This window comes from Streptomyces sp. BA2 (assembly GCF_009769735.1).
GTDB lineage: Bacteria > Actinomycetota > Actinomycetes > Streptomycetales > Streptomycetaceae > Streptomyces.
In genome coordinates, this window is record NZ_WSRO01000002.1 from 7,453,007 (window position 1) to 7,477,334 (window position 24,328).

Consider the following 24,328-nt stretch of genomic DNA (forward strand, 5'->3'; position numbering starts at 1 on the left):
TAACGTGAGTACCACCGCACACCGCGAGTCGGAGGGCGTGGCCGCCGCGGCGGCGCCCCTGCCGGAGGCCCGAGGCGGACGGCTGCTCGGTCACGCACGCGAGCTTCAAGAGGACACCATCGCTGCCCTGCACGAGATCGCGGAGGGCTCCGCCGGCGTCATGGGCTTCCGCATCGGGCGGAGCCCGGCCGTCGTCGTCTCCTCGGCGGCGACCGCCAGAGAAGTCCTGATCGACCGCGCGGCCGACTTCGGCCGCGGCCGGCGCCAGACCCGTGCCCTCACACCGCTGATGGGCAAGGGGCTGCTGACGAGCGAAGGTGAACTCCACAACAGACAACGCCGGTTGGTGGTCCCGCACTTCTCGCCGCGCCGGATACCCAAGCACGCGGATGCCATTGTCGCCGTGGCCGAAAGCGCGGTGAAGCGCTGGGGGAGCGGCGCCGACGTCGACCTCGTCGTCGAGATGAACGCACTCACGATGGACATCGTCACCAAGCTGCTGTTCAGCGCCTCCACCCGGGAGAACCAGTCGATCGCCCGGGCCATCACGGAGGCGTTCGACTGGGAGATGCACGCCATCACCAGCGCGGTCGCGCTTCCGATCTGGGTGCCCACGCCGCGCAACCTGCGGGCCAGGCGGAACATCGACACCTTCCGGGGGTGGATCGCGGGCTTCATCAGGCAACGGCAGGCTGCCAACTCGGCGGAGAGCCCCGGCGAACTGCCGCAGGACTTCCTGTCCGACCTGATGGGCGCGCGATACGAGGACGGCGGCACCATGACCGAGGAGCTGCTCCTCGATGAGGTGCTCACCGCCTGGGGCGCCGCACAGGAGACGTCGGCCGACGCCCAGGCGTGGACACTGTATCTGCTGGCGCGCCACCCGGAAATCCTCGAACGAGTCCGCGCGGAAGTGGACCGGGTCCTCGGAAAACGGCCGGTGCGCTATGAGGACCTGGCCCAACTCCCATACTGCCTGAGGGCGTTCAAGGAAGCGATGAGGCTGTACCCGCCCGCCGCGGTGATACCGCGCCAGGCGATCCGGGACACCGTGATCGGCGGCTACGCGGTCCCGGCGGGGACGATGGTGTTCATCAACGCCTTCAGCCTGCACCGGCGCCGGGAGGTCTTCCCCGATCCCGAACGCTTCGACCCCGACCGCTTCACCCGGGAGGCGGAGAAGGCGCTGCCGAAGGGCGCCTATCTGCCGTTCGGTACGGGCAGCAATGTGTGCCCCGGCAGCCATCTGGCCATGATGGAAGGCCACTTGCTGACGGCCCTGCTCAATCAGCGCCTGGACATCGAGCTCCTCCCGCAGGGCTCCGACGTGAAGCCCGAACTACTGGTGAACCTGCGCCCCAGCCCCGGAGTCAGGGCCCGGGTCAGCCCTCGCTGAAGCCCCGTCGCCGCCCCGCGCCGGCAGCATGGCCACGACCAGGAGCGACATCACGGCGGCGACCCCGGCGCCGACCAGGGACGCCGCCGACATGCCGGAGACGAATGCGTCCCGCGCGGCGGCGAGCACCGCCTGCCCTTGGCCCGAGGGCAGCGCGGCCGCCGCCGCTTCGGCTCCTGCGAGATGGTCGCGCACGGCATCCATGGACCCACCGGCGAGCTGGGGCACCGCCCCGTCGTCGAGCTCACCGCGGTAGACGGTGTTCAGGACGCTGCCCAGTACGGCGATGCCCGCGGCGGCACCGACCTGTCGGCAGGCGTTGGCAAGCGCCGATCCCGCACCGGCGGTGTCCGGCGGGAGGGAGCTGAGCACGGCGTCGAACGTGGTCGGCAGCGTCAGGGCGAGCGCCACGCCGGCGATCGCCAACGCGAGAGCGGTCGCCGCGTACGTGCTGTCCGCGGCGAGCCGTCCCAGGAGTATCAGCGCGATCGCCCACAGCAGCATGCCCACCGCGACGACCCACTTGATGCCGAACCTGCTCACGAGCTTCTCGGCCGCCACCGTGGCGAACAGCACGCCGACGAACATCGGCATCAGCCGGATCCCGGTGGCCATGGCGTCATGCCCCTGGACCTGCTGGAGGAACTGCGGGACCACGAACAGGATGCCCAGGAGCACGAACATGACCACGCAGACGGTGGCCGTACCCCACGCGAAGTGAGCGCTGCGGAAGGGGGAGAGGTCGACCAGGGGATGCGGGGCCTGCCGCAGCCACAGAAGCAGCGCGCAGAGGAGCGCCACACCCGTGAAGATCGCGAGCAGCGCCAGCGGGTCGCCCCATCCCCGGTTCGGTGCCTCGATGATGCCGTAGAGAAGAGCGGAGATCCCCGTCAGGGCCAGCACCGACCCGACGACGTCGAGAGGCACCCGCGGGCCCCTGGCCTCAGGCACGTACCGCACCACACCGACCAGTGCGAGGGCCAGCACGGGGATGTTGATCAGGAAGATCGATCCCCACCAGAACGAGTTCAGCAGACCGCCACCGATCAGCGGGCCGAGCGGCAGCCCCAGCGCGAACGTGGCCGTCGCGAGAGCTGCCGCCCGCGGCCGCTGGTCCCGCGGGAAGAGCAGAGGCACAAGTGCCAGTGCCTGTGGTGCGATTGCGGCCGCGCCCACGCCCATGACGAGGCGGGCGAGGACGAGGCCGCCGGAGGTGTCCGCGAGCACCGCGAGCACAAGACCCGCCGTGAAGAGCAACAAGCCCGCGACCAGGACGCGTTTACGGCCGAGCCTGCCGCCCAGCACCCCCGACGGCAGGAGCAGGGCGGCGAAGGCCAGCGTGTACGCGTCGGTGAACCACTGCAGTTGGGAGGTCGTCGCCTCCAGCGACGTGGCGAGGGTCGGCAGGGCCACGGTCAGGATGGTGGTGTCAAGACCGATGACCAAGAGGCCGAGACTCAGCGAGAGTAGACCGAGCCAGCGGTGAGCTGCCTCGTGAGTGCCAGACACTGGTGCTCCCTGTGTGCGCGGCCGTTGCGGCACGGGCTCAATCGGATGAGGAGGCGGAGGTTGTCGACCGTGCTGTGGCCGGGTCGTCCCGGCCCGCATCGCTGTCTTCCGTGCCGTCGTCAGCCGCGGGACTCGGCCCCTCCGTGAGCTGCACGCGAGGAAGCGCCCGGTCGAGCCACGCGGGAAGCCACCAGTTGGCCGTTCCGAGCAGCCGCATCACGGCCGGTACGACCACGACGCGGATCAGCGTGGCGTCGACGAGCACCGCGACAGCCAGGGCGAAGCCCATCTGCTTCACTTCGACCACGCTGGTGATCATGAAGGAGGCGAAGACCACCACCATGATGGCGGCTGCCGCCGTGATGACCTTGGCGGTGTGGACGACCCCGACGGTGACGGCGCGCGTGTTGTCCTTGGTGCGGTCCCACTCCTCCTTCATCCGGGAGATGAGGAACACCTCGTAGTCCATGGAGAGGCCGAAGAGGACGACGAAGGTCAGGATCGGCAGATAGGCCTGGATGAAGCCGCGGCTGGTGAAGTCCAACAGGGCCTCGCCCGCGCCGTCCTGGAAGACCCAGGTCAGCAGGCCGAACGCGGCGCCCACGGAGAGAAGGTTCATCACGATCGCGCTGAGCGCCAGGACCAGGCTGCGGAAGGCGAGCAGGAGCAGCAGGAAGGACATCCCGAGGATGGCCGTCAGGACCCACGGCGTTCCCCTGTTGATCTCCGCGCCGACATCGATGGTCTGCGCGGTCAGACCTCCGGTGTCGACCACGATGCCGCTCTCCGGTCCGGCCGCCCGGGGAGCCGCGGTGTCGCGGATCCAGTGGACGAGGTCGATGGTCGCGTCGGAGTCCGGGGCGCTCTTGGAGAACACCGTCAGGATCGTGGCGTCGCCCGATGAGCTGACGATGCGGTCGAGTTCGCCCTTGTCGTCGGCGAGCGCGGTGCGCAGGGCCTCCTGATCCGTGGCGCCGGTCTGTTCCTTCAGCGCGTCCGTCAGTGAAAGGACGCCGTCGACTTGCTTGTTGTCCTTGACGAGCGTGCTGAGCCGGTCGATGGACTTCAGCCCCGCGTTGTCCAGCCGGCCGTCGGGACTGGTCACGACGACCTGTACGGGGGTGGCCGTCCCCGGGGCGAACTTCTTCGCGACGAGGTTGTAGCCCGCGCCGGCCGGGGCGTCGGCGACGGCGCTCGCGCCCACGTCGAACCCGAGCTTCAGCCCGAACACGGGAGCTGCCGCGAGCAGCAGTACCAGCGTGGCCGCGCCTCCGACGAGCACGGGACGGCGCAACACCAAGCGTGTCCAGCGTGCCCAGACCGAGTGCTCGGGGTCCGGGTGCTGCACGGCACGTCGAAGTCCTGGTACGGCGAACCGGTTGATCCTGGTGCCCAGGAGGGCCAGCACGGCGGGCAGCAGCGTCATCGCCACCGCGAGCATGACGGCCACCGCCACCATGACGCCCAGCGCCATCGACCGGAAGACGGGTGCGCGGACGAGAAGGAGCCCGGCCACCGACACCAGGACCGTGAACCCCGAGAACAGCACGGCCTTGCCCGCGGTCGCCATGGTGGCACCGACGACTTCGGGGATCGACCGGCCGCGGCGGCTGCCGAGCTCTTCACGCTGCCGGGTGACCATGAACAGGCAGTAGTCGATGCCCAGGGCGAGACCGAGCATGGTGACCACGGCCTGGACGAAGGTGTCGAAGGTCGTGAGGTAGCTGAGAGCCCCGAGAGCGCCGAAGGACGTCATGAGCGCGAACACACCAAGGATCAGCGGCAGTCCAGCGGCGACGAGCGTGCCGAAGGCGATGAGCAGGACGATCAGTGCGATCGGCAGGCCGATCGATTCCGCCCGCGCGAGGTCCTTGTCCTCCTGCTCGACCACCGCCGCGTTGAGCGCGCTCGACCCGGTCAGCATGACCTCGATGTCGCCGCGCGCGGTGCCGTCGAGCGCCTCCTGGAGCTTGGGCGCGACTTCCTGACGGTCACGTTCGTCGCCGGTGAGACCCGCCAGCACGAGCGCTGTCCGGCCGTCGTCGGAGAACTGGGCTTCTCCGTCCGGGGCGTACGGGTCTTCGACGCTGGCCACGCCGTCCTGGTCCCGCAGTTCGGAGATGCCGCGCTCGACGGCCTCGCGGAACGCCGGGTCCTTCACCGAGCGTGTCGCCGAGTCGAAGACCACGACGACGTCCTCGGTGATCGCGCTGTCGAACCGCTCCTTCATGAGCTTCTCCGCGCGGGCGGACTCGGAGCCCGTGATGCTCAGCGAGGAGCCGGTCAGGCTGTCGGTGAACCGCGGGACGAGCAGCCCGGCCCCCACCAGCACGACCAGCCAGACGGCCACCACTCGCCAGGCATGTGTGGCACTCCAGACGCCGAGCCTGTGCAGCAGGGGCGGGGCCGGACGTGCCTCGTCCGGAGCTTTCTGGGGGTTCACCGCGACTCCTCAAAGAACTCGACTGACCAGTCGGTCGAGCCTCACCATAGCGCTAGACCGACTGGCCGGTCTAGCGCTATCTTGTTGGTGATGAAAACAGTGCTCGATTCCAGAAACGGCGGGCACGGAATGACGGAACGACGGGGAAAGAGGGCGAAATGGCGGACGAGGAGCGCAGCGCGGCACGGAGGCGCCAGATCTTCCAGGCGGCGGCCACGGTCTTCGCCCGGCAGGGCTATCACGGTGCTCGCATGGACGACATCGTCAAGGAATCAGGGCTGAGCAAAGGCGCTCTGTACTGGTACTTCAAGAACAAGGAAGAGCTGGCGACCGGGCTCGTCCACCAGATGCTGTCGGCCGAGAAGCGCGGCATGGACGCATTGATGGCCGCCCCCGGGCCGGCCTCCGAGCGCCTGGAAGAACTGGTCCGCGGGTTCGCGAGGGAACTCACGAAAGACCCGGAAAAGGGCCCGCTGGCACTGGAGTTGCTCTCGCTCGCCCAGAACATCCCTGATATCAGGGCCTGTTACAGCCTGCACCACGAGCAGTACACGGAATACATGCGCACACTTCTCCTCGAAGTGTGCGAGGCGACTCCCGAGGCGTCTGACGAAGCCGCCCGACGAGCCGAGGCCGCGGCCCTCGCCCTGGCGTCCGCCGTCGACGGTCTCGCCCTGCGCTGGACGCTGGCGCGCACGGCCTTCGACCTGGAGGAAAAGCTCTGGGAGGTCGTCCAGGTCATCGTCCGAGGCCTGCTGAGTCCGTCGGCGGCCTAGTCGGTCGTCTGGCGGCTGGATATTTCCCCAGGTACTTCCCAGGTGTTTCCCCAGGTCAGAGCGCTCCTAACGGACATGACAACGGTCACCGGTGCAGCCTTTGTCGATCCCTCGCCTCATGCGGTTCACTGCGGGCCAAGGCGTCTGTCGCGAGGGGGGAAGTGCGCACCATGCGTGACCACAAGGATGAGCACGGCGCGGGCGGGCACGCGGGGCACTCGCACGGCGTATCGGCGGACGCGGACCGGCGGTGGCTGGGGATCGCGCTCGCACTGCTCGCCACCTTCATGGCGGCCGAGGTCGTCGTCGGCATCATGGCGCAATCCCTGGCCCTGATCTCCGACGCGGCGCACATGCTCACGGACGCCGCCTCGATCGTCCTCGCCCTGATCGCGATGCGCCTGGCCGCGCGCCCGGCCCGCGGCGGCTTCACCTACGGCCTCAAGCGCGCCGAGATCCTCTCCGCCCAGGCCAACGGCCTTACGTTGCTGCTGCTCGGTGCCTGGCTGGCGTACGAGGCGGTGCGCCGGCTGATCGACCCGCCCGATGTCGAGGGCGGACTGATGCTCGTCACGGCCCTCGCCGGAATCGTCGTGAACGTGGCCGCCGCCTGGTGCATCTCCAGGGCCAACCGCTCCTCGCTCAACGTCGAGGGCGCCTACCAGCACATACTCAACGACCTGTTCGCCTTCATCGGCACCGCCGTCGCCGCCCTGGTCGTCGTCCTTACGGGCTACTCCCGCGCCGACGCGATCGCCACACTCGTCGTGGTCGCCCTCATGGTGAAGGCCGGGTACGGGCTCATACGTGAGTCGGGCCGCATTCTTCTGGAAGCCGCCCCCGCCGACGTGGACCCCGACTCCCTGGGCGACAAACTCGTCGCCCAGCCGAGCGTCGTCGAGGTGCACGATCTGCACATCTGGCAGATCACGTCCGGCCAGGCCGCGTTGTCCGCGCACGTCCTGGTCGAACCGGGCGGTGACTGCCACGCCGTCCGCCGTGATCTCGAGGAACTGCTGCGTCACGACTACGGCATCACCCACACCACGGTCCAGGTCGACCACTTGGCGGAGAAGGTGCTGCAGGTGGCCCGGCACGGGGAAGCGGCGGACGGCTCCTCGCACTGCCAGGAGCCGCATGGCCCGGTGCACCGCGAGGAGCCGCACGAGCACTGAACGGTAGGCGCCTTCTGCGGCGCAGCCACCCGCGGGAGTTGTGAAGAGTTCGCGCATGATTCTGGGGATTCGGTCACGGGAGCGGAAAGATCGGAGGCTCACTCGGCGCTTGCGAACAGGCCGGGCGCCGACCCATGCGATAGGAGACCGGACAACGATGTTCACTCTTGTACGGAGCAGAGCGCGGACGGCGGTGCTCGCGCTCTCGGCCGTCGCGGCCCTCGCCTTCGGCACGACCGCCGCGACCGGCGCGGCGGCGGCCCCCGCTCCCGCTCCCGCGAAACAGGGACCGACCTCGGTGGCGTACGTCGAGGTGAATAACAACAGCATGCTCAACGTCGGCAAGTACACGCTCGCCAACGGCGGCGGCAACGCCTTCGACGTCGCCGTGATCTTCGCGGCGAACATCAACTACGACACGGGCAAGAAGAAGGCGTATCTGCACTTCAACGAGAACGTGCAACGCGTCCTCGACAACGCCGCCACGCAGATACGGCCGTTGCAGCGGCAGGGCATCAAGGTCGTCCTCTCGGTGCTCGGCAACCACCAGGGCGCGGGGTTCGCCAACTTCCCGTCCCAGCAAGCGGCTTCGGCGTTCGCGAAGCAGCTGTCGGACACCGTGACCAAGTACGGTCTCGACGGGATCGACTTCGACGACGAGTACGCCGAGTACGGCAAGAACGGCACCGGCCAGCCCAACGCCGGCTCGTTCGTGCACCTGGTGACGGCGCTGCGCGCGAACATGCCGGACAAGATCATCAGCCTCTACAACATCGGCCCGGCCGCGTCGCGCCTCTCCTACGGCGGCGTCGACATCTCGTCGAAGTTCGACTACGCCTGGAACCCGTACTACGGCACCTGGCAGGTCCCCCGCATCGCACTGCCCAAGTCGAAGCTGTCGCCGGCGGCCGTCGAGATCGGCCGGACCTCGCAGAGCACGGCCGCCGACCTAGCCCGCCGCACCGTCAGCGAGGGGTACGGCGTCTATCTGACGTACAACCTCGACGGCACCGATCGCAGCGCCGATGTCTCGGCGTTCACCAGGGAGTTGTACGGCAGTGACGCCGTCTACACACCGTAGGGCGACCGCACTCTCCCCCGCGTGGTGCTCACTTGGGGCTTGCCTCATCCCGTAGGGCCGCGACCCGCGCAGGCCGCGCCTTCGACAACGATGTCGGGGGCGCGGTGTCCGGGCGTCGACCTGTTGGAACGGCCCCGCGGCCGCCTCGCCGCCGGCCCACGCCTACGCCGCACATTCGTTGAACCCCTGTTTATCGATTCTTGATCGCAGCTACCTACGATCGTCGGGCCGATCCCGTGCCGAACGAACACTGGTGCGCTGTAGAGCGAGAGCCGTACTCACCTGGGGGAACGACATGCTCCGCATTCACTTCACCGACGTGGATCTGGCGAGGACCAGGCTCGCCTCCGCTCCTGATCCGCTCTCCGAGATAGCCGCGACTCTGCACCGGTTCCAGTCCCGCAGGGGCAGGTGGGCCTTCGCCGGGTGGCACCGCGCGGCACGGCAGCGGCTTCGGGAGAAGGAACTGGAGCGCGTACTGCGGAGTGTTCTGCTGCCCTTGTATCCAAGGGCCGCGTACTATCCGGATTTTCTCACCCCGGTCGGTGCGGTGGACGGACTGGACGCGGGTCTTGAGTCAATTCTGGCTACGCCTGCGCGACGGGTCATCACGGAGATGAACATCCTCGACCGGACCGTCGGAGCACCTGCCTGGGCCGGGCAACTGGCCGGACTGGAAGCGCGCAAGGAGTTCGTGGGGGTGCTGCGCGCCTACTACGAGGCCGTCGTCGCCCCCCACAAGGAGCAGGTCCAGGCGCGCATCGAGGCCGAGAGGGCGGCATGCTGCCGAGGGCTCCTCGACGGCGGAGTGGAGGGCATGCTCGCGGGACTCGGGCCCATGCTGCACTGGCGCCCTCCCGTCCTGGAGGTCGCTTACCCCAGACAGGCGGACGACCGGGACCTGCACCTCAACGGCCGTGGGCTCACGCTCGTCCCTTCGTACTTCAACTGGGGCGAGCCGGTCGCCTTCGCCGACCCGGGGCTGCCGCCCGTGCTCTGGTACTCGCTGCTCCACGAGCCCGAGGCCCGCCCCGTGCCTGGCAGCGCCCCCGAGCGGTCCCTGACCAACGTCCTCGGACGTGCCCGAGCGGTCGCCCTGCGCGCCGCGTCCGCCGGCGCCACGACCGGCGAGATCGCCCGCGCTGCCGGAGTTTCGGCCTCCGCCGCCAGCAGACACGCCACCGCGCTGCGCGACGCGGGACTCATCACCACCGTTCGGAACGGCCCGGCCGTGCTGCACACCCTCACACCCACGGGCGCATCCCTGCTGCGCGCCGCCGTGCGCAAGGCCGAGGACGACGTCACGGGAACCCTCGTCTGAGCCCGGTACCGTCGACCGTCAGCTGGTGCGGGTTCGCTTGGGAAGCAGGAGCATCAGCGCCCACATCGTGACGAGTGTGCCGACGACGTACCCGAGGCTGTCGGCGAAAGCGGCGTTCATGGCTGGGCCGCGGGTGCCGGCGCTGATGTCGGTGAAGAGGACCACGGTGGTCAGCGCGGTGCCCAGCGCGATGCCGAGCTGCGTTCCGGTGTTGAAGAGGCCGGAGGCTGACCCGGCGTACTGGTGGGAGACCTTGCCGAGGGTCAGGTCGGCGAGCGGGGCGCCGATCATGCCGAGGCCGAAACCGACGGCGAGCATCGGCGCCGCGGCCGGCACCGTTCCCATGCCGGTGCCCTCGGTGGTGATGAGGTGGTGGTACCCGCACAGGGTGGCGGCGGCGAGCAGGGCCCCGGCCTGCGGCACGGCTCGCCCGTAGCGCGCTACGAGGCTCATGGCGAGCCAGGCGCCGCTCATCTCACCGAGGGACGCGGCGACGAAACCGGCAGCGGCCTGGCCCGGCGTGAGGCCGAGGCCGTCCTGCATGAACAGCGCCCAGGACAGGAAGAAGACCCCGGACAGCAGGCCGAAGGCGAGCTGGGTGGCGAGCCCGGCGCTGAAGGCGCGGCCGGTGAAGAGGGAGAGGACCACCAGGGGTGAGCCGTCCTTGCGCGTCTTGGCCTTCTGCTGGCCCACGAACAGCGCCATGACGAGCAGGCCGGCGCCGAACGTCGCGAACGACCAGGCGGGCCAACCGTGTTCGCCGCCCACCGTCAGCGGGAGCGTGATCAGCAGCAGGCCGAGCGCGGACAGGAAGATGCCGAGCGGGTCCAGGCGCCCGGCGGTGCGGTCGCGGGACTTGGGGATGCAGCGCAGGCCGAGGACGACCGCGGCGATCCCGATGGGCAGATTGATCAGGAAGATCGGCCGCCAGCCCAGGCCGAACAGGTCGGCCTGGGTCAGGACACCGCCCAGGACCGGTCCGGTGACACTGCCGAGCGACATGACCGTCCCGTACAGGCCGAACGCCTTCGCCCGGGAGCCCTCCTCGAAGGTGACGTGCAGGGTGGCCAGGACCTGCGGGACCATCGCCGCGGCCGCTGCGCCTTGCAGGACGCGGGCGGCGATCAGGAGGTCCGGTCCGGTCGAGATTCCGCAGAGCAGCGAGGCCAGAGTGAAGACGGTCGTGCCGCCGAGGAAGATCCGCTTGCGCCCGTAGAGGTCGCCGAGCCGGCCGCCGGTGATCAGGCCGAGGGCTAAGGTCAGGGCGTAGGCGGCGTGGATCCACTGGAGGGCCGCGGTGGTGGCGCCGGTGTCGGCGGCGATGGAGGGCAGGGCGGTGTAGACGACGGAGCCGTCGAGGGCGTTCATCAACTCTGCGGTCAGGACGACGGCGAGGGTGAGGGCCCGGGCGCGGCCCGCGGGCCGGCTGCTGATGGTGGTCGTGTGGGTGTCGCGGGACACGGGAGAGGGGCTCCTGTTGCTGTGGGGTCCGGGGATACGGGCAGGCCAGGGCTGTCCCGTACGCCGACTGCGCACAGGAGAAGCGGGGTTCGGGGCCCGGGCCGGGATGGGCGCCGTCGCTTCCGGCAGGGCGGTGCGGCACCCCGAGGGAGGGGGAAAGGGGCCCGGCGGCCCGCCCCCTCGCAGGGCAGGCCGCCGGACGTGGTTCAGGCGGCCTTGACCGGCCTCGGCAACCGGAACATCAGCGCCCACATCACCGCGAGAGCGGCGACGACGTACCAGATGCTGCCCGCGAACGCCTCGGTCACGGTGGTGCCGTGGCTGCCCGCGGGGGCGTGGTTGAAGAACACGACGGAGGCCGTCGCGATACCGAGGGCTGTGCCGAGCTGCATGGCGGTGTTGAACAGTCCCGCCGCGGATCCGGCGTCCTCGTGGCCGACCTGGCTGAGGGTGAGACCGGCGAGACCCGCTCCGACCATGCCGAACCCGGCCCCGACGAGGACCATCGGGGCGACGGCGGCCACGAACGGCACCTCGGTCCGCTGGGCGGAGACCAGCAGTTGGTAGCCGACCAGGGTGCAGGCGATCAGCACCGCCCCGGCCTGCGGCACGCGCCGCATGTGGCGTCCTGCCCACTTGGAGGCGAGCATCGCGCCGGCCATGCCGCCGACGGAGATGGCGACGGACGCCGGAGCGAACTGCCCGGGCGAAAGCCCGAGGCCGGACTGCATGAACAGCACCCACGTCAGCAGGAACACGCCGGACACGAGGCCGAAGACCAGCTGGGCGGCGAGCCCGCCGGCGAACGCCTTGCCGCGGAACAGCGAGAGTGCCACCAGCGCGGACCCGTTCTGGGCGGTCCTGGCCCGCTGCTGGCCCACGAACACGGCCAGTACGACGACGCCCGCGGCGAGCATGGCCAGGCTCCAGGCCGGCCAGTTCCGTTCGCCGCCCACGGTGAGCGGGAAGGCGATCAGCAGCACACCCGCACTGGAGAGCAGCATGCCCAGCGGGTCCAGACGCCTGGCCTGCCGGTCCCGAGATTCCGGGATGTACCGGAGGGCGAACAGCACGGTGGCCAGGCCGATGGGCAGGTTGATCAGGAAGATCGTCCGCCAGCCGAGACCGGCGATGTCGGCGGAGGTCAGGACGGCGCCGAGGACCGGGCCGAGGACGCCGCCGAGCGACATGATCATGCCGTACAAGCCGAACGCCTTGGCACGGGACTCCCCGTCGAAGGTGACCGCGATGGTGGCCATGACCTGCGGCACCATGGCCGCCGCTCCGGCGCCCTGGAGGACCCGGGCGGCGACCAGGAACTCCGGTCCGGTCGCGATCCCGCACAGCAGCGAGGCCAGCGTGAACAGGACGGTACCGGCGATGAAGACCCGCTTGCGCCCGAAGAGGTCACCCAGGCGCCCGCCGGTGATCAGGGCGAGGGCGAAGGTGAGGGTGTAGGCGGCGGGGATCCACTGCACCGCGGCACTGGAGGCGCTGGTGTCCGCCTGGATGGAGGGCAGGGCGGTGTGGACGATGGAACCGTCGAGCGCGTTCATCAGCTCGGCGATCAGCACCACGACCAGGGTGATCGTGGCGGCACGGGCAGCCCCTGCGGGGCGTGGGTGACCGTGGGTATGGGTGTCGGTCGACACGAGGAAGATTCCTGTTCGCGTACAGAAGGAAAAGGGGCGGGGGCAGGCCTGGGCATGCCCCCGCACGCCTACAGCGCGACAGGGGAGAGCAGGGTGCAACGAGCCCAGGCCATCAGGAAGCACCGCCGTCGAGGTATGCGTCGGAAGCCCGCCATCGCGGACGACCGGAAAGAGCCTCGGAACGAGCGGCTGCTTACTTGGCCTGGGAGATACGTCATCACCTCGAAACACAGCGCCGGGCCCCGGAACGGGCACCGGCGGAACCACACGAGGCTAAAACGCCCCCGGACTTCCCCGCAACGCAATAAGTCACAAGCCGAAGGAGGCCCGGCCGACGCCGGGACGGCGAGAAACGTGGTGTGCGGGGCCGACGGAACCGGGTAACGTCTTGGCCATGTTCTTCCAGACGCCGATTTACGAGTGAGAGCGCGATGGGCCCCCGCTGACGTCCTTCGACGTCGCCGCGCGCCCGTCCCCCACCGATGAATCCGTAGATCACTGATCACTTCACATCATTCCGGGAGAACCCGTGAGCAAGAACATCAACAACCCCGTGGGCATGGGCGGCGGCAAGCGCAAGAAGCTGTCCCGCGCCGAACGCCAGAACAACGGTCCGCACCGCAACCTCGACCGCCAGAGCGCCGCCGACCAGAAGGCGGAGCTGGTGCGCAAGATGCGCGAGAAGGTGGGCACCGCCGAGGGCGCCGGGCAGACGAGCGACGACACCGCACAGAGCTGACGCAGCGTCGCCGCAGGGCGGCACCGCATGGGGCAGGGCCCGGACCGCGATACGCGGTCCGGGCCCTGCTGCCGTACCGGGCGCGGCCGGTCCCGCTCACCCCTCGGCCGAACACACGGATACGCTGCCCGGAACGTCTTCCACCTGGTTGAACCGCCACAGCCAGGACCCCGCTCAGAGGGGCTGCCGTGACAGATGAGAGGGTCGGGCGAGTGAGCGAGACACCTGAGAACACCCTGCAGTACCGCTTTGACGGGCCGGAAGACGCCCCGGTCCTCATCCTGGGCCCCTCCCTCGGTACCACATGGCACAGGTAGTCGGAACCGTCTTCTGACGTCCACGTGGTCCAGTTCGGCGGCGTTCGCGCAGGTTTGGTCTTGGTGGTCTTGGTGCGTCGACGCTGTTGGTGACAGCGATGTGACAGCTGAGGCCCTTGCCGACCAGGTGCTGCTCATACGGATGCGGCGTCTGCGAGCGTATCGAGTGCTCGCCGTGAGCAGCGCTGTTGCTCGGCCACCTGTTGCGAATCGGTCGCGAACGATCGGCTGGTGTCAGATCCCGGTGCCGTAAGAGCTGAGACTGAGCATGCTCCCTGTTTCCAGGTGGGAATGCTGTGACGGGCGGGAGGATGGGTGGGTGCTGTCCCGGGTCTGGGGTCTGACTCATGACATCTCTGACCGGAGCGTCTGAATTTCGCAGTGTCGGCTGTTGGCCGGGGATGGTGCGTTGTCGGTGCCGGGCTGGCGGGGTGTGTCTCGATAGGGGCCTGCCGATGGTTGTGGCGTTCTCACGATTCTGACGGCCTGGCTTGGCCTGGTGCTGGCAACGCGACACGTCGTCGGACCGGAAGGGGATCGGGCATGTCGACTTCGACGGTGCCCAGTACGTCGCTCGCGCCGCAGACCCGCCGTCGCCGTCCTGTGGGGGAGGTGGTGTTGGAGTGGACACGCACCGGGATGCCCACGTGGGTGCGGTGCTTGCCGTAACAGGGGCAGTGCTGGGCACTGACGAGTTCCCGGCTACCGCTGCCGGGTACCGGGATCTGCTGAAGTGGGCCAGGAAGTCGGGTGTGGTGAGGCGGGCTGGGGTGGAGGGGACCGGCTCCTACGGGGCATCCCTGTCGCGCTATCTGCTGGCGCAGGGCGTCGACGTGTTGGACGTGAACCGGATGGATCGGGCCGACGGCCGGCGCCGCGGCAAGTCGGATCCGCTCGATGCGCAGAACGCCGCGCGAGCCGTGTTGAGCGGGCGGGCCCGCGCCCAGGCCAAGGCGGGTGATGGGCCGGTGCAGATCGCGAGAATGTACAAGCTCACGAAGGTGTCGGGCGTCAAGGCCCGCACGCAGGCTATCAATCAGCTCAAGGCTGTCCTCATCACTGCCGACCCAGCTCTACGGGAAGAACTGGCCGGACTGGGCAATGCCGAACTCTTCCGTACCTGTGCGGGCTTCGCCGACCTGAGCAGTCATCAGGGGGTCGGCGAGGAGTCCGTGCTGCAGGCCACGCGGATCACGCTGGGTCTGCTGGCTGACCGGATCGGCCAGCTCTCCCAGCAGATCCGGGAGGTGGACGCTCGTCTGGCCCGGCTCGTGGAATGCCATGCCCCGCAGCTGCTTGAGGTGGTGGGGATCGGTCCGGACACGGCTGTCGCTCTGCTGATCGCGGTGGGGGACAACCCGGAACGGCTGGGCAGTGAGGCGTCGTTCGCCGCGCTGTGCGGGGTCAGTCCCGTCGAGCGTTCCTCGGGACGCCGGCAGTTCCGGCGTCTCAACCGCGGTGGCGACCGGCAGGCCAACGCAGCGCTGCATCGGATCGTGTTCACCCGTCTGCGGGTCGACCCACGTACCCAGACCTACTACGAGCGCCGGATCAAGGAGGGCAAGACCCGGCGTGAAATCATCCGGTGCCTCAAGCGCTATGCGGCCAGGGAGGTCTTCCACCTTATTGAACAGCCACAGCCAGAACCCTGCGCATAGGGGCGGAGACGCTTAGGTAGGTGGCGACGGTAGCCCGCACCGTTATGCTGCCGAATTTCGGCCAAGTTGCGATGAACGTCTGCGGACGTAGCCGGACGTCCACGGACTGGGGCGAACACAGTGAGAACTACTGAGACAGGATGGGACTGGCTAGGTTCAATCCACGCCAGGTTACCTGCTCTCCTCTGCGGGCCACACTGCATCCATGACGAGCTTTCAGCAGCGGAAAGCAATAGGTGACGCGCATGAGCGGTACGTCGCCGAACAACTCACCGAGCGAGGCTGGGACGTCGACTTCTGGGGCCAAGGGCAGCTGAGCCGCGCGCTTCAATGCGCGCTCCGGAAGACCGACAGTTCCATTCGCTGGTTCCCGGATCTCATTGCGGCGAAGGCCAAGGAACTCGTACTGATCGACTGCAAGGGCGGCATGACCAGCAGGCGAACGGGCCGACATGCTGTCGAACGGTCTGCGGTGCTGGCGCATTTGCAGCTCGTTGCCTGGACGCAGCTCCCGGTCTACTACGTGTTCGATGGCCTTGATGCGTGGTCGCCGTACGACGTGCTCGTCGAGGGACAGAAAGGGCCACACAGCATTGCAGGATCGGGCGCCCCGTACTTTCTGATCTCTACCCAGGGAGCCCGTCGCTTCGACGACCTGTTCGGCACACCGGACGTCGCTCAGTTGGGTATTGCCTCGTAGCCTTGGTAGTTACTCGCTCCAGCACCTCGACGCCGGAGAAGGCACCGGCACAACCAATCCTGTTCGCAGCCGTCCATTTATGGGGCATCGAAGTGGTGCTCGAACTATTGAAGATCGAAGTGGGCGTGACTGAGGCGCGCCAGTGCCGTAGACAGGGTGAGCCGAGCCTCAGCGGGGGCGGAGCACGGCGCGTGGCGACTTGGTCGGTCGGTGGTTCGAGGCCGGCTGACGAGATCCGCCCCGATCGGGATGCTGAACTGGCCTCTGATGCGTATGAGTTGATAGCGCTGGCCGCACCGGCGATCAGCAGGTGTTGTCGGATCGCTCCGAAGGCGGACAGCAGCTCACCAAGTAGCTCTGCAGGCCGGCCAGTCGCTCCGTGATGCCCTCCGCGTTCGTGCGGTAACGCACGAGCTTGCCCTCGCGGGTGGAGACGAGCAGCCCTCCGCGCCGGAGGATCGACAGGTGTTCCGAGGTCGTGGACTGTCCCAGACCGGCGCGCTCGGCGACCTCGTTGACGGTCAGCTCGATGCCGCCGGTGAAGTGGAGCATCAGCTGCTGACGGGTCTCGCTGGCCAGGGCCTTGAGGAAGTCCTGCAGATCTTGGTCGGGCTGGGCGGGGGCGGTCACGGCGTTCTCCTCTGCGTCGGGAGACAGGATTCCACATCTATCTATCGTCACCTCCCGATATGACGATACGGTGTGCTCATGGAACACACAGACATTGTCGTGATCGGTGGCGGCCAGTCGGGACTCGCCACCGCATACGCAGCGAAGAAGACAGGTCGCCGGGCCGTCGTCCTGGAGGCCGGGGGCGAAGCGACGGGCTCGTGGCGCCACTACTACGACAGCCTCACCCTCTTCTCGCCCGCCCGGTTCTCCTCCCTGCCCGGCGTACGAGTCGCTGGCGATCGTGAGCGATACCAGCGCCGGGACGAGGTGGTGGGGTATCTCAGGTCGTACGCCGACAGGCTTGGCGCCGACATCCGCTGCGGCCAGCGGGTGGCGAAGGTGTCCGTCGAAGGCCGTGATGCCCGGTTCATCGTGGCCACTGAGGACGGTCTTGAGGTCGGTTCGACGTACGTCATCGCCGCGACCGGCGGGTTCGGCAACCCCAGCATTCCCGAGCTGCCCGGTCTCGACGACTTCCCCGGCTCGGTCCGGCATTCTTCCGACTATCGCGCGCCCGATGACTACGCCGGACAGCGCGTCATCGTCGTGGGCGCGGGCAACTCCGCCGTCCAGATCGCGGTCGAGCTGGCGAAGACCGCTCGCGTGAGCCTTGCCTCTCGGGTGCCCGTGCGGTGGATCGACCAGCGGCCCCTCGGGCGCGATCTGCACTGGTGGCTTACCCGGACCGGCATCGACAGTGCGCCGCTGGGGCGCTTCCTAGGGAAGAAGTCCATGCCCGTCATCGATGACGGCCGGTACCGGGCCGCACTCGACAGCGGCAACCCCGACCGCAGGCCGCTGTTCACGCGGCTCGACGGTGACACGGTCGTGTGGGCCGACGGCACCCGCGAGCGTGCGGATGCCGTCATCCTGGCGACGGGCTTCCGGCCGGACGTCGCCTATCTCGCCGGGACCGGAGCCCTGGACGAGCGCGGAGCTCCGCTGCATCGCGCCGGTGTCTCGACCAGCGTTCCCGGTCTCGGGTACGTCGGTCTCGAGTATCAGCACAACAACGCCTCCGCCTCCCTGCGCGGTGTCGGGCGCGATGCGGCATACGTGCTGCGAAAGCTGGTCCGTGGCCGATCGTGACCTGTCCGGCCCGCGCAGCCACGGAGGCTGCGGGGCCCGGACAGGCACCTGAACTACTAGCGGTGCTTCTCCTTCCACACCGTCACTACCGACGGACGGGGAATGGAGCCCGCCCCGTCCGGCCAGCGGGAGCCCGGCTTCTCGGCGCTGGCGCCGTCCACCTCGCCCGGGTGCTGGGCGGTGACCAGGATGCGGTCCTCGGTGATGATGGGGCCGCAGGTCTCCGCGCCGACGGGCACGGTGAGGAACTGCTTCACGTGGCCGCGCTCGGATCCCTTGACCGGTACCGCGAACAGGCCGTCGTTCGAGCCGAGCGCACTGCCGTCGGTGGCGATCCACAGGTTGCCGTGGGCGTCGAAGGCGACGTTGTCGGGGCAGGAGATAGGGCTGACCTGTGACTTGTCGTAGCCCGCGAAGTACGTCGAGGGGTCATCGGGGTCACCGCAGACCAGCATCAGGCGCCAGCGGAAGGACGTGGACGCGGCGTCGGAGCGGCGCTCGTCCAGTTCCAGGATGTGGCCGTGCTTGTTGCCGTTGCGGGGATTGGCTTCGTCCGGGCCCGCCTTGCCGGCCTTGCCCCGGTCGGTGTTGTTGGTCAGGGCGACGTAGACGCGGCCGGTGTGCGGGTGCGGCTCGACGTCCTCGGGACGGTCCATCTTCGTGGCGCCCGCCTTGTCGGCGGCCAGGCGTGTGAAGACGTACACCTCCTCGGCGCTCATGCCGGGCACGTGGGACTTGTTGCCGGTGGCGAGCGGGATCCACTCGCCGGAACCGTCGAACTCGCCGTCCTCCGGCAGCTTTCCGGTGCCGTCGATCTCGGCGTCCGGGCTGTCGCCGGTGAACTTGGCGACGTACAGGGTGCCTTCGTCGAGCAGGCGCAGGTTGTGTTCGCGGGCGGCGCGGCTGTCGCCCTTCTTGTACGTGTGCGTGGAGACGAACTTGTACAGGTAGTCGAAGCGTTCGTCGTCGCCCATGTAGAGGGCAACCCGGCCGTCGCGGGTCAGGCGCGGCTCCGCGGCCTCGTGTTTGAAGCGGCCGAGTGCCGTGCGTTTGCGAGGAGTTGAGGTCGGGTCGGTGGGGTCGATCTCGACGACCCAGCCGTGCCGGTTGGGCTCGTTGGGCTCCTTGCCGATGTCGAAGCGGTCGTCGAAACGCTCCCACTGGCGTCCGCTGGCTCCGGTGGGCAGGCCGTAACGCGCCAGGCGCTGCTTGGCGGTCGGGTCGGTAACGGCGGCGGCGTTGGCGAAGTACTGGTTGAAGTTCTCCTCGCCGGTCAGGACCGTGCCCCAGGGGGTGATGCCGCCGCCGCAGTTGTTCAGCGTGCCCAGGACGGTGCGACCGGTCGGGTCGGCGTGGGTCTTGAGCAGGTCGCTGCCTGCCGCCGGGCCGGTGAGGCGGATCGGGGTGGTGGCGGTGATGCGGCGGTTGAGGGGGTCCCCGACCACCGGCCACAGGCGGCCGGAGCGGTGGTCGGCGCGGACCAGGAGGACGGTCAGGCCGTGTGCGGCCCAGGCGATCTCGACGTGCGCGCGCGTCGGGTTGGCCGGGTCGTAGCCGAAGTGCATGATCTCTTCGCTGGTGTACTCGTGGTTGACCACGAGCAGCTGGTGGCCGCGGCGTCGGGGCGCGTCGAGCAGCGCCATGTAGTCGGCGTTGTAGCCGAACTGCTTCGCCTGGGCCTTGGCGTTTTGCTTGCGGGCATCGAAGCGGGGAGCGCCTGCGAGGACCGGGTCGCCCCAGCGGATGACGACCTGCTGCGCGTAGCCGGGCGGGATTGTCACGGCGTCCGCGGTGTTCGGTGCCACCGGCTCGAAGTCCAAGCCACGGGGCGGACGTCCGCCGGAGGGATGGCCGTTCGCTGCGGCAGGGGCGGTGGCCGCTGCGCCAACCCCTGCTGCCAGCGTCACCACACTCGCCGCTTTCAGGACGCCTCTGCGGGAGAGCACCCTCTGGACGACATCGCCGAAGTAGGGATTGAGCGAGCGATTGGGGGCCTCGTGTGCGCACGCCTCACCGCAGCGATAGCGGCATGTCAGCGCGGACCGTGCGGTGTTGTGACCGTTGGGCAGCAGGGGCAGGTCGGCGGAACGGTCGGTGCGGCCGTCGGGCTGATCGAGCACGAATCCTCCACGCGAAGAAGGGCGGGCAGAAGCCAGCCACCGGGAAGAGTCACCAGGAAGATAGGCGACTGTCGATCAATGACGCTAGGCGCGCGCCCCCCATGCGAGGAGGCGGAAGGGTGAACTCCGATCGAACTTGCCCCTCCGGGAAGCGAGTCGCCCCTCGCGGGCCGCACCTCCGCCCGTGCCGCGTTCAGTCAGCGTTCAGGAGCATCCCCGGGCGACTCCGCCCCCGCGCGCCCACCTGTCACCTTGCATCATGATCGAACTATATAGATGACCCTCTATCGTTCACGCTTGAGGAGGCGCCCGTACACCCTTAGTTCATATAGGCCAGCTTCGATCCAAGGTGTCCGAACGGAGCGCGCTGCGCACCGATCCAAATCGCCAGATCACCTGGCAGAACGAGGGTCGAGAGTCGTGAACATTCCCACTTCATTGCGCCGGGCCAAGGCTCCCTTGGCTCTGACGGCAGCTGTCCTGCTGGCCGCTAGCGCGTGCGGCGGTGCCGACGCGGGTTCCGGGGACGGTGACGGAGACAAGCTGGCCGGGACCATCAAGGTCGACGGGTCCAGCACGGTGGCCCCGCTGTCGACAGCGGCGGCCCAGCTCTTCCAGGCGGAGAACGCCGGGGTCAAGGTCACGGTCGGCACGTCCGGTACGGGCGGTGGCTTCGAGAAGTTCTGCAACGGCGAGACCGACATCTCCGACGCCTCCCGTGCGATCGAGGACGACGAGGAGGCGGCCTGCGAGAAGAAGGGCGTCAAGTTCGAGGAGTTCCAGGTCGCCAACGACGGGCTCGCCGTCGTGGTCAGCAAGGACAACGACTTCGCCGAGTGCCTCACGGTCGACCAGCTCAAGAAGATCTGGGAGCCGAAGTCCAAGGTCAAGAACTGGAATGAGGTCGACCCGAAGTTCCCGAACCAGAAGCTCGAACTCTTCGGCGCGGGCACCGACTCGGGCACCTTCGACTACTTCACCGAGGCCATCAACGGCGAGGAAGGTGCTTCCCGCACCGACTACAGCCCCAGTGAGGACGACAACGTCACCGTCCAGGGCGTCTCCGGTTCCAAGGGCGGCATGGGCTACTTCGGCCTCTCGTACTACGAGGAGAACAAGGACAAGCTCAAGGTCCTGAAGGTCGACGGCGGCGACGGCTGCGTCGAGCCCACCAAGCAGACCGTGCAGGACGCCAGTTACAAGCCGCTTTCCCGGCCGCTGTTCATCTACCCCAAGGCTTCCTCTCTGGACAAAAAGGAAGTCACGGCGTTCGTTGAGTACTACGTGGAGAACAACGCCGACATCGCCTCCAAGGCTCAGTTCGTCCCGCTCAACCCAGAGCAGGAGACGGAGCTGAAGAAGGACCTCGAGGCACTGCGGGAGCAGCGCAAGTCATGACGTCCCCACCTGTTGGGCGGCGGACCGCTTCAGGAAGCCCCGGCTTCCTGAAGCGGTCCCAGCCGCGTCACGGCGAGAAGGCCATCAAGGTCCTCCTGGTGGCCGCCTCCCTGGTCTCGGTGCTGACCACGGTCGGCATCGTCATCGCGCTGATCCCCCCGGCCGGAGAGTTCTTCGGCAAGGTGAACTTCGGCGACTTCATCACCGGAACCGACTGGTCGCCGCTGTTCAAGCCGCCGTCCTTCGGCGTGCTCCCGCTGGTCGGCGGCACGCTGATGGTCACGCTCATCGCGCTGCTCGTCGCGGTGCCGCTCGGTCTGGGCGCTGCGGTGTACTTGAGCGAGTACGCCAACCGCCGTGTCCGCACCGTCTTCAAGCCGGTGCTCGAGGTGCTCGCGGGTATCCCCACCGTCGTCTACGGCTTCTTCGCGCTCAAGGCCATCACCCCGATGCTCCAGGACTTCTGGCCCGGCGGTGAGGGGCCGCAGATCTTCAATGCCCTGGCCGCCGGCTTCGTCATGGGCATCATGATCATCCCGACGATCGCGTCGATGTCCGAGGACGCGATGAACGCGGTGCCCCGTGCCCTGCGCGACGGCGCCTTCGCGCTCGGCTCGTCCCGGATGCAGGTCTCCACCCGCGTCGTCTTCCCGGCCGCGCTGTCCGGGATCGTCGCCGCCGTCGTGCTCGGTATCTCCCGGGCGCTGGGTGAGACGATGATCGTCGCGATCGCGGCGGGCGGCCGGCCCAACCTGTCCTTCAACCCGCTTGAGGGCATGCAGACGATGACCGCGTTCATCGCCGCGGCCGGCATCGGTGACCTGCCGACCGGCTCCACCGGCTACCAGACGATCTTCGCGGTGGGCTCCCTGCTCTTCGTGCTGACGCTGGTGATGAACCTGGTCAGCATTCGCCTGGTGCGCAAGTACCGGGAGGTGTACGAGTGATGAGCAAGGTCATGGATCGCGACATCAGTGTCGCGGACGTTCCGGAGCCGCCCCGCCTCAAGGGCAGTGGCACCCCGTGGCGTGAGCGGTTCTTCCACCTCAGCCTCCTGGCGTCGCTCGCCGTCGGCGTGGTCTTCCTGGCCGGGCTGCTGACCTATGTGGTCGTCGAGGGCTGGCCCCGGCTCGACTCCCGCCTCTGGTCGAACTTCCCCGACATCATCGACCCGACCAAGGGCGGCGCCCAGTCGGCGATCATGGGCACGATCTGGGTCATCGCGTTCACCGCCCTGTACTGCCTGCCGGTCGGCATCCTCACCGCGATCTACCTGGAGGAGTACGCCGATCCGGACCGCTGGTGGAACCGCGCGATCGAGATCAACATCCAGAACCTGGCCGCCGTCCCCTCCATCGTCTACGGCATCCTCGGGCTCGGCGTCATCTCCCGCGGCCTGGGCTTCGGGCAGACCGTCCTGACGGCGTCCCTGACGCTGTCGCTGCTCGTCCTGCCAGTTGTGATCATCTCCTCGCGGGAGGCGATCCGTGCCGTACCGCAGTCGATCCGCCAAGCATCTCTCGCTCTGGGCGCCACCCTGTGGCAGACCATCTGGCGCCAGGTTCTCCCGGCGGCCGTGCCTGGCATGGCGACCGGCGCGATCCTCGCCCTGTCACGGGCGATCGGGGAAGCCGCCCCGCTGCTGCTGCTCGGCGGGCTGACGTTCATCACCTTCAACCCCACCGGCGTGGAGAGCCAGTTCACGGTGCTTCCGATCCAGATCTTCAACTGGATCAGCCAGTCGAGGGCCGAGTTCGTCTCGCTCGCCTCCGCCGCGATCGTCATCCTCCTGGTGATCCTCCTCGCGATGAACTCTTTCGCGATCTGGATCCGCAACCGCTACTCCCGCCAGTGGTGACCGCCATGAATCCAGCAACTGACCGCGGGGACACGACAGTTCCCGCTGACCAGGAGGCAGCCATGACCTCTCCCTCCGACGCCACCGGCGGCGGCACCCGGACCCCGCAGGTCGCCTACCGTGAGGCGCGGGCCCTCACCAGCCCGGTCTTCGAGATCGGCAGCCTGTCCGTCTTCTACGGCGAGCACGAGGCCGTACGCGATGTGAACATGCACATCGGCCACCGCCAGATCACCGCGATGATCGGCCCCTCCGGCTGCGGCAAGTCGACCGTCTTGCGCTGCTTCAACCGCATGAACGACCTCATCCCCACCGCCCGCGTGGTGGGCAAGATGCGCTACCACACCGAGGATCTGTACGGCCGCGAGGTCGACCCCATCGAGGTCCGCCGCCGCATCGGCATGGTCTTCCAGAAGCCGAACCCGTTCCCCAAGTCGATCTACGACAACATCGCGTACGGGCCCCGGGTGGGCGGCTTCAAGGGCAATCTCGACGACCTGGTCGAGGAGACCCTCACCCACGCCGCCCTGTGGGACGAGGTCAAGGACAAGCTGAAGACCTCCGCGCTCGCCCTCTCCGGCGGCCAGCAGCAGCGGCTGTGCATCGCGCGCACCATCGCGGTGAAGCCCGAGGTGATCCTCATGGACGAGCCCTGCTCGGCCCTTGACCCGATCGCCACGGCCAAGATCGAGGACCTGATGGAGCGCCTCACGGAGGAGTTCACGATCATTGTCGTCACGCACAACATGCAGCAGGCGGCGCGGGTTTCGCACCGTACGGCCTTCTTCACCGCGGACGTGGACGACAAGGGCGAACGGCACGGCAGGCTCGTCGAGTACGACGAGACGGCCCGCATCTTCTCCAACCCCTCCGACCAGCGCACCGAGGACTACATCTCCGGCCGCTTCGGCTGAGAGCAGTCCCGAGTGGCGTCCCTTTGCGCACCAGTACGTGAAGGAGTAT

At 68.4% G+C, this 24,328-nt stretch carries 19 protein-coding genes; 13 read left to right on the top strand and 6 right to left on the bottom strand.

What is annotated here, in order from left to right; genetic code table 11:
• The first annotated feature begins 4 nt into the window (after window positions 1-4).
• On the top strand, window positions 5-1,396 hold the full coding sequence (locus E5671_RS36090; protein ID WP_160508042.1) for a cytochrome P450: 1,392 nt from the start codon (window positions 5-7) through the stop codon (window positions 1,394-1,396).
• Here E5671_RS36090 and E5671_RS36095 read toward each other — a convergent pair.
• Together E5671_RS36095 and E5671_RS36100 are read right to left on the bottom strand one after the other, a co-directional pair.
• The gene (locus E5671_RS36095) at window positions 1,340-3,004 is read right to left on the bottom strand and encodes an MFS transporter (RefSeq protein WP_237330307.1); all 1,665 of its coding nucleotides are present in this window, start codon (window positions 3,002-3,004) and stop codon (window positions 1,340-1,342) included. The two genes, E5671_RS36090 and E5671_RS36095, sit on opposite strands and share 57 nt — an antisense overlap.
• Window positions 2,943-5,348, bottom strand: coding sequence for an MMPL family transporter (locus E5671_RS36100; RefSeq protein ID WP_160508044.1), 2,406 nt, complete (start codon window positions 5,346-5,348; stop codon window positions 2,943-2,945). Before E5671_RS36100 ends, E5671_RS36095 begins: the two co-directional genes overlap by 62 nt.
• 158 nt (window positions 5,349-5,506) lie before the next feature.
• Here E5671_RS36100 and E5671_RS36105 point away from each other — a divergent pair, with 158 nt between their 5' ends.
• The 4 genes from E5671_RS36105 (at window position 5,507) to E5671_RS36120 (ending at window position 9,701) form a co-directional block, all read left to right on the top strand.
• The gene (locus E5671_RS36105; protein WP_160508045.1) at window positions 5,507-6,124 is read left to right on the top strand and encodes a TetR/AcrR family transcriptional regulator; all 618 of its coding nucleotides are present in this window, start codon (window positions 5,507-5,509) and stop codon (window positions 6,122-6,124) included.
• 170 nt (window positions 6,125-6,294) lie between these two features.
• Window positions 6,295-7,299 carry a cation diffusion facilitator family transporter gene (locus E5671_RS36110; RefSeq protein ID WP_160508046.1) on the top strand — a complete coding sequence of 335 codons (1,005 nt, stop codon included), beginning with the start codon at window positions 6,295-6,297 and terminating at the stop codon, window positions 7,297-7,299.
• Between the two features lie 157 nt (window positions 7,300-7,456).
• The gene (locus tag E5671_RS36115; protein ID WP_160508047.1) at window positions 7,457-8,380 is read left to right on the top strand and encodes an endo-beta-N-acetylglucosaminidase H; all 924 of its coding nucleotides are present in this window, start codon (window positions 7,457-7,459) and stop codon (window positions 8,378-8,380) included.
• 295 nt (window positions 8,381-8,675) lie between these two features.
• The gene (locus E5671_RS36120) at window positions 8,676-9,701 is read left to right on the top strand and encodes an ArsR family transcriptional regulator (protein ID WP_160508048.1); all 1,026 of its coding nucleotides are present in this window, start codon (window positions 8,676-8,678) and stop codon (window positions 9,699-9,701) included.
• An 18-nt stretch (window positions 9,702-9,719) separates the two neighbouring features.
• Here E5671_RS36120 and E5671_RS36125 read toward each other — a convergent pair whose 3' ends face one another.
• Window positions 9,720-11,162: an MFS transporter gene (locus tag E5671_RS36125; RefSeq protein WP_202121396.1), complete on the bottom strand. Its 1,443-nt coding sequence runs from the start codon at window positions 11,160-11,162 to the stop codon at window positions 9,720-9,722.
• A 206-nt stretch (window positions 11,163-11,368) separates the two neighbouring features.
• Window positions 11,369-12,814 (bottom strand): MFS transporter, encoded by a 1,446-nt coding sequence (locus E5671_RS36130; protein ID WP_202121397.1) that lies wholly within the window; start codon window positions 12,812-12,814, stop codon window positions 11,369-11,371.
• A gap of 529 nt (window positions 12,815-13,343) precedes the next feature.
• On the opposite strand from E5671_RS36130, the gene E5671_RS36135 reads away from it, so the two are divergent.
• The 3 genes from E5671_RS36135 to E5671_RS36150 all read left to right on the top strand — a co-directional run bounded on the left by E5671_RS36135 (window position 13,344) and on the right by E5671_RS36150 (window position 16,228).
• Entirely contained in the window at window positions 13,344-13,553 is a 210-nt protein-coding gene (locus E5671_RS36135) for a DUF6243 family protein (protein WP_160508050.1), read from the top strand.
• A gap of 940 nt (window positions 13,554-14,493) precedes the next feature.
• On the top strand, window positions 14,494-15,528 hold the full coding sequence (locus tag E5671_RS36145; RefSeq protein ID WP_336605946.1) for an IS110 family transposase: 1,035 nt from the start codon (window positions 14,494-14,496) through the stop codon (window positions 15,526-15,528).
• A gap of 205 nt (window positions 15,529-15,733) precedes the next feature.
• Window positions 15,734-16,228 carry a hypothetical protein gene (locus tag E5671_RS36150; RefSeq protein WP_160508051.1) on the top strand — a complete coding sequence of 165 codons (495 nt, stop codon included), beginning with the start codon at window positions 15,734-15,736 and terminating at the stop codon, window positions 16,226-16,228.
• A gap of 303 nt (window positions 16,229-16,531) precedes the next feature.
• Here the strand turns inward: E5671_RS36150 and E5671_RS36155 are convergent, their stop codons facing one another.
• Entirely contained in the window at window positions 16,532-16,858 is a 327-nt protein-coding gene (locus E5671_RS36155) for an ArsR/SmtB family transcription factor (RefSeq protein ID WP_336605947.1), read from the bottom strand.
• Window positions 16,859-16,936: 78 nt separating this feature from the next.
• Between E5671_RS36155 and E5671_RS36160 the strand changes: the two genes are divergently transcribed.
• Window positions 16,937-17,989, top strand: a complete 1,053-nt coding sequence (locus E5671_RS36160) for a flavin-containing monooxygenase (protein WP_160508053.1) — start codon at window positions 16,937-16,939, stop codon at window positions 17,987-17,989.
• A 56-nt stretch (window positions 17,990-18,045) separates the two neighbouring features.
• On the opposite strand, the gene E5671_RS36165 is transcribed toward E5671_RS36160, so the two are convergent.
• A complete protein-coding gene (locus E5671_RS36165) occupies window positions 18,046-20,109 on the bottom strand; it encodes a PhoX family protein (RefSeq protein WP_443032745.1) in 2,064 nt (687 codons plus the stop codon).
• A 420-nt stretch (window positions 20,110-20,529) separates the two neighbouring features.
• Between E5671_RS36165 and E5671_RS36170 the strand changes: the two genes are divergently transcribed.
• The 4 genes from E5671_RS36170 to pstB all read left to right on the top strand — a co-directional run bounded on the left by E5671_RS36170 (window position 20,530) and on the right by pstB (window position 24,279).
• Window positions 20,530-21,507, top strand: a complete 978-nt coding sequence (locus E5671_RS36170; protein WP_160508055.1) for a phosphate ABC transporter substrate-binding protein PstS family protein — start codon at window positions 20,530-20,532, stop codon at window positions 21,505-21,507.
• Complete coding sequence (gene pstC, locus E5671_RS36175) at window positions 21,504-22,454, top strand: phosphate ABC transporter permease subunit PstC (RefSeq protein ID WP_160508057.1); 951 nt, start codon at window positions 21,504-21,506, stop codon at window positions 22,452-22,454. The genes E5671_RS36170 and pstC overlap by 4 nt, the downstream gene beginning before the upstream one ends.
• Window positions 22,454-23,365, top strand: coding sequence for a phosphate ABC transporter permease PstA (gene pstA / locus E5671_RS36180; protein ID WP_237330309.1), 912 nt, complete (start codon window positions 22,454-22,456; stop codon window positions 23,363-23,365). Before pstC ends, pstA begins: the two co-directional genes overlap by 1 nt.
• Window positions 23,366-23,427: 62 nt before the next feature.
• Window positions 23,428-24,279 (top strand): phosphate ABC transporter ATP-binding protein PstB, encoded by an 852-nt coding sequence (gene pstB / locus E5671_RS36185; RefSeq protein WP_160508059.1) that lies wholly within the window; start codon window positions 23,428-23,430, stop codon window positions 24,277-24,279.
• The last annotated feature ends 49 nt before the right edge of the window (window positions 24,280-24,328 follow it).